General features: G+C 42.2%; 5 protein-coding genes. All 5 read right to left on the minus strand.

The features are described from left to right. A partial coding sequence (locus tag KGY70_15410; protein MBS3776583.1) for a Na+/glucose cotransporter occupies positions 1-434 on the minus strand: 434 nt, incomplete at its 3' end. 273 nt (positions 435-707) lie between these two features. Continuing rightward, positions 708-1,961 carry an anaerobic sulfatase-maturation protein gene (locus tag KGY70_15415; protein MBS3776584.1) on the minus strand — a complete coding sequence of 418 codons (1,254 nt, stop codon included), beginning with the start codon at positions 1,959-1,961 and terminating at the stop codon, positions 708-710. A 179-nt stretch (positions 1,962-2,140) separates the two neighbouring features. Beyond that, on the minus strand, positions 2,141-4,708 hold the full coding sequence (locus tag KGY70_15420; protein ID MBS3776585.1) for an alpha-galactosidase: 2,568 nt from the start codon (positions 4,706-4,708) through the stop codon (positions 2,141-2,143). A gap of 38 nt (positions 4,709-4,746) precedes the next feature. Continuing rightward, positions 4,747-5,730 carry an aldo/keto reductase gene (locus KGY70_15425; GenBank protein MBS3776586.1) on the minus strand — a complete coding sequence of 328 codons (984 nt, stop codon included), beginning with the start codon at positions 5,728-5,730 and terminating at the stop codon, positions 4,747-4,749. Positions 5,731-5,806: 76 nt separating this feature from the next. Continuing rightward, positions 5,807-6,285: alpha-N-arabinofuranosidase (locus KGY70_15430; GenBank protein ID MBS3776587.1), on the minus strand; the 479-nt coding region annotated here is incomplete at its 5' end.

Here is a 6,285-nt window from a genome sequence, read left to right on the forward strand (position 1 = left end):
GTCTTGAATACTATTCCTGCAGCCCATACAGTTACAGCTACCTTTGTCAGTACATAACTCACAAGTGAGATCAGTGATAAGACGGTCCTTGACCCTCCGCCATAGCGTTTTTCCAGAAATTCAGGCATGGTATAAACCATACTTCTTGAATAAAAAGGGACAAAAACCCAACCAAGAATCAGGATGAGCCATGAGTGCATTTCCCAATGAGCCATAGCCATACCACTTTCAGCTCCCGCACCGGCCAATCCGATTAAATGTTCGGAGCCGATATTGGAAGCAAAAATGGAGGCTCCTATAACAAACCAGCCGGCATTGCGTCCAGCAAGGAAATAATCAACAGATGTTTCTTCTTTCTGTTTGAGTACCCACCAAACAATACCAATTAGGGCAAGAAAGAAAATACCAAGTACAATCCAGTCAAGTGTTGCCATATATATTCATTTTAAAGTTTAGCCGGGTTTTCTAAACAATAATCTTCCTTATGATTGCAGGTGTAAATATAACACCTAATTTGGACAAGCCAAAACCAAACAGGATGCTTTCAAGGAATTTAATGTGTTTCCTTTTTGGCTTGTCCAAATTAATAAAAAAGAAACCATATTTCAGGCCAGGAACTATAAAAAAATCATATATGGATTTGGTTTTCCTGTCGGCTGTAAGTTTTAGTTTCTTCGGTTCCCCTACGAACGTTTCATAATACAATTTTAATGAACCTGGTATTTTTTCGCCCATCGCATCACGTTTGCAGGGGGCCTTTTGTTCCTCAGTTCATTGGCCATGTAATTCATATAGGGTACTACATGACTGAAAAAATGCTGATATCCTTCGCAAAGATAATTTAATCGTTTTTCGGGGACTCCGGTTTCGGTCACCCTGTTTTTGGGACATCCGCCCCGGCACATCTTTTTAAACTTACATTTGTTACATTTTTCGGGGAGGTTGTATTCTTTTCTCAGCCCGAAATTCATTTGCTTTTCGGATTTCATTAATTCCACCATGGGCGTTTCCATAATGTTGCCCAGGTAGTTTTCATGATAAACGAAGTGATCGCAGGAATACAGATCCCCGTTGAATTCCAGTACGGCAGCTTCTCCGCAGGTTCTGTCAAATACACACAAACCCGGATTCTGATTTACCCAGTTGGCAAGGGTGGTATCAAAAATCTGCACAAAATATTTACCAACATCCCGGGTAACCCATTCATCGAAGATGGTAGTCAGGAATTTACCATATTGCTTTGGGTTTACTGACCATTCGGTAACTTCAGACTTTCCCTGGAAATCCGGGGAAATCAGTTCTACCGGCGTATCCTCATCCGGGGCTGCATACTGTTCTACAATGGGTATGAACTGCATGAATTTGCTTTCAATGCCTTTCAGAAAACGGTAAACATCTCTGGGATAGTGACTGTTGTAGTCGTTTACAACCGATAACGTATTGAATTCTGCCCGGTGTTTCTTTAAAAGTTCAATCGCCTTCATCACATCATCGAAACTGCCCTGGCCATTTTTGTAACGGCGGTATTTGTCATGGATCCACTTAGGTCCGTCAATGGAGACTCCAACAAGAAATTCACTTTCGGCAAGAAACCGGGCCCAGTCCTCATCTATTTTGGTAGCGTTGGTCTGGAAGGAATTTTCAATGGTTTTATTGCCTTTGTATTTTTGTTGCAATTCAACCGCCTTTTTGTAGAAATCAATTCCCATTAGGGTAGGCTCTCCTCCCTGCCATACAAAATTGATGACCGGCGCTTTTTGACCCTGGATGTACTCTTTGATGAATGTTTCCAGAACTTTGTGTGACATCTTGAAGTTTTGAACCGACTCATACAGGTTCTTTTTTTCCAGATAATAGCAATAGGTACAGTTCAGATTACAAATGGGGCCAATGGGCTTGACCATGATATTGAACGCTGTGGTCTGGAACTTGCGGTGCGCATCTTTGAATGAAATATCCATAAGCTAAAGGATTATTAAGTTAAAAGATCAATGAGCATTTGACCTCTCGTATAAAAGTAAAACAATAAAAATGGCTTATAAAATTAAGCAAAAAATGCTGAATGGCCGAAGACACTCACACTATTTATACTCATTTTTGATATTTTAATCCTGCCTTTTTGTGTTGAAGTTTACAGTCATTATTGGATTGTAATAATTTCTCCTGATTTTTCCACCTTTATTTTAAATAAGTAATGATCTGCCTTTTGGCGAATGGTATATGTGATGTTTTCGCCTTCCACTTCAGGCCTTGAAATATTTACGGGCCACTTTACCTCGATTGTTCCGGTTCCGCCTGTTGTAATATGCAATGAATTGCTTTCAAGCTTCAGATTATCCAACCAGCAGGTACTGCTGATGACAGAAATACCGCTCCCTTTGTTGGGCAAGATAAATGCCTCCCGGCTGCTAAGAGAAGCCGGAAACTGAAACGGAATCTCTATGCGATTCCCATTAAGCTGGTATGCGTTGTTGATCACCCCGAGCAAGTTGTCGGAATTGAGTTTTACCTGATGTTCATAGTTTAAAGCGCTGCCGCTGAAAGCCACTAGCTTCCCGGATGCTTTTTTCCGGTTCACGGTGGTATAGATCTCGGGAGAATCCCCTACTTTACCAATATGCCGGGTTTGGCTGTACCTGATGTCATCCATTATTCTTTTGGCTTTATCCACGGTTTTTCCAACCTGTCTGCGCTGGTTGGAGTTCATTATCTCCAGGTTACCCCAAAATCCATAGCCCGCCGCAATCGATGAATTGACATTGTAACGCTGGGCAAAATACGGATGTTGGTTATGGGGATAGTTGGCATAGGTAAAAAGCTGCAACGGAATGATGCCGTTGAATTCATTGGGTATGCTCCGCATGGATTTCGCCCGGTAATGGGTGTAATCATTGTAGCTTGAGGCTCCATTGTTCATCCAGAAGAGTTTTCCTGCACTCATCATGGCTAATCCAGGCAAAGTCCTCCGGTTTTCAGTCAAATCAATCTCAATGGTTACATTGGGGTTGTACTCCATCAGCTCAACCATGGCTTTTTTAATATCTATAGGCAATTGATATCCGTAACGGGCAATGATTTCCTCTTGATCGGCATCTTCATCTCCATGGTGCAGTCCCGGTTTATCCGGGAAAAAGGTGTTGACGGCGTCCCACTTGAAAAACTGTACGCCATGGTCAATCAGCCATTTGCAGTCCTCAATGAACAAATCAGCGTAGTCGCTCACAAAATTAAAAACAGGTTTTCCCCATTGGGAAGCTACAGGCGTGCCGTCCTGATTACGTATTACCCATTCAGGATGAGCCTTAAAGCGTTTGGTATTTTTGTCAATCCCTACCGGATTTAACCAGGCGCCCATTTTCATATCGTATTTCTGAAGGGTATCGCGGATTGGGCCCAGCCCTTTATGCAGTCTTTCCGGGTGAGGCTTCCATACCCCGTGTTCAGTTTCCCATCCATCATCGAGTACAAATATCTCAACACCGAGTTCTGCCGCATTTCTTATTTCTTTGTAGATACGCTCATAGGTTAGAATGCTTCTTGTTTGATCACCCGGCACGTTGCGTTGCATACCCCAGGTGTTGTAATAAAACTCCTGCTCCCGGGTGTGGGGCCATTCGGTGATCCATTTCAACATATAGTTATGCAGGAGGGTCCTGGGTTGATTGTCCTGTCCGTTAAAATAATGACCGGTGGCCGTCCAAACCGAAGCATAAGGCTTATCCGGCGTAATTTGTTCACCGTCTATATATCCGCCCCTTTCGATATGAACAGCTTGTTGCATGCTATTTTGCTTAGATTTTTGAAATACACTTAAAAAGTGGGCTTTTTCATTGATGAGCTCCTGCAGTTCATTTTCATCTTTTTCCAATTCTGAAGGGGAGAGCATTTTTTCCTTTAAGCGGCGAATCATATCGCCTTCAATGAGATTATCCGGTGAAGCATGCTCATAGGCAGTCATTACTGTAAAGTCTCCATTGGAAATGAGTCCGAAAGGCCCCTTGAAAGATGTTGAGCTTCCCATTACCAGATTTCTTTCGGTTATGTCCGGGTGATACATGTGAACCTGTGAGAGATTGTTGTCACCATGTCGTCGATCTTCTGCGGAACAATTGATGTTATCCATAACTTCATCATTCCATTGGGCCATGTTGATCTCCGTGCTGTTGATCTCATTCTCGTGCTTTTTGTAATTGTATTTGGGGAAGATGAAATGCAGATCTCCGTCAAGTCTGTTGATCTCAAATTTTTTGTTGGTAGCTTTTAGCTTCAATTTTTCCCTGATAAGTGTTGATTGAGGGAAAAACTGCTGGCAGATATGGACTGAAAGCCCTTCTGCCGGTTCTGATTGGCCCTGGAATATCAATTGATATTCTGTTCCCCCGTTTCTGAGTTCTCTTTTTTTAACCTCCCGGAACTGCCACAACGGATCTGAGCTTGTCACCAGCTCATCATCGATCACAAATTCAAACCAGGCGGTCTCTTTTGATGGTGCTATCAATTCCTTTTTGTGCGTTTTATCATACATTGAGGTGATATGCACCGGAGCTGGTTTATTTTTGCTGAAGGAGATTTCCTTTTTGATGACCTTGTTTTGAAGAACTATCCTGTCTTTTTCTACTTCTTTTCCTATTTGGCCGATACTCTGAATGGATAAGAGCAAGGCAAATAACAGAAAAATCTTGTTATAAATTTTGTGCCGGGTAAACATGGTGGTATAAGGTTTTGATTTGAATTTTTGAGAATTATCTAATAATGTCCCTGAATAAGAGGTTCCACTTTGTTCTTATAGATATTACCAAGCTTTTGATGGAGTTCGTTCCCCAAAGGTGGCAATTCTGATGCTGAAGCATTCAGTTTCACATGCTCTGGTTTTGAGGCTCCCGGGATCACCACAGAAATGGCATCATGATCCAGAATCCAGCGCAAAGCAAATTGACTCATTGCAGTGAAATCTTCCGGCATAAGGTTCTTTATTTCATCTGCCAGCTCAACGCCTTTATCGAAAGGAAGCCCGGCAAAGGTTTCTCCAATATTGAAGTATTTTCCTGATTTGTTGAAGTTTCTGTGATCGTTGAGAGGGAAGGTGCTTTCTTTGGTAAATTTTCCCGATAGCAGTCCACTGGCCAGTGGTACCCGGGCAATGATACCAATCTGTTTTTCTTTGGCCTTATCCAATAGTTCTTCGGTGGGGTTTTGTCTGAAAATATTGAAAATGATTTGCAAAGAATAGAGTTCCGGGTGCTGCATACAGATCTTCGCTTCTTCCATGGTCTCTACGCTGGCGCCAAAATTTCTGATTAGCCCTTCTTTCTTGAAATCACTCAGCCATTCGAATATTTCGCCATCTTCCATCATCTTTCTGGGGATGCAATGGGTTTGCACCAGATCGAGCGGTTCAAGCTGTAGTCGTTGGAGAGACTTCTGAATTCTGTACTTGACCTTTTCTTTGGTGTATCCATCAGGATAAAGATCGGGGGTTCTCCCTACTTTTGAGGCAATAAATATATTTTCTTTGTTTTTCTTGAAAAATTCTCCAACCAGCTTTTCGCTTCTTCCATCTCCATATACATCAGCGGTGTCATAGAATGTAATGCCCTGATCTAAAGCTGTCCGTAAAATATCCCTCGCGGTATCATCTTTGACTGTTCCCCAGCCTGCTCCAATCTGCCAGCAGCCTAGGCCCACTTCGGATACCTCAATTTGCTCCTTTCCAAACTTTCGATGTTTCATGATGTAACTGATTTGTTTGTGGTTATTAAATGTCAATAAAGGCAGCCTTTTATTGACATGATTATAATTTTTTGTTCTAGTTGAATTCAATCATTACGACAGATTTTGCCGGTAGATCTACTTCTATTTTGCCATCATTTACTTCGGCATTCTTAAAATTCTGTATAGTGACCTGCTCTGGATTTTCGAAACTATTGTGGGCATTCATCCGGGAATGGGTCAGAATTTCTCCCCGGTTGAACCTGAGTTCCTGATCCCCCTGTAAATAACATTCCACAGAAGCCGCTTCGTCCGGATCGGCATTGGTCAATGTGATATGCACTTTGCCTTCCTTATCCATGGAGGCAGAACCAGTAACTGCCGGTATTTCCTCTTCGTCAAATTTGTACTTATTACTGTTCAGTTTTAAAGGAAGGTAGGTAGCATCGTGATGTACCTGATACATGTCAAATACATGATAGGTGGGTGTAAGGATCATTTCCTCCTCTTCTGTGAGCACCATAGCCTGGAGTACATTTACCGTTTGTGCGATGTTGGCCATTTTTACCCTGTCGC

The sequence above is a fragment of the Bacteroidales bacterium genome (genome assembly GCA_018334875.1).
In the GTDB taxonomy this organism is placed as follows: domain Bacteria; phylum Bacteroidota; class Bacteroidia; order Bacteroidales; family UBA12077; genus JAGXLC01.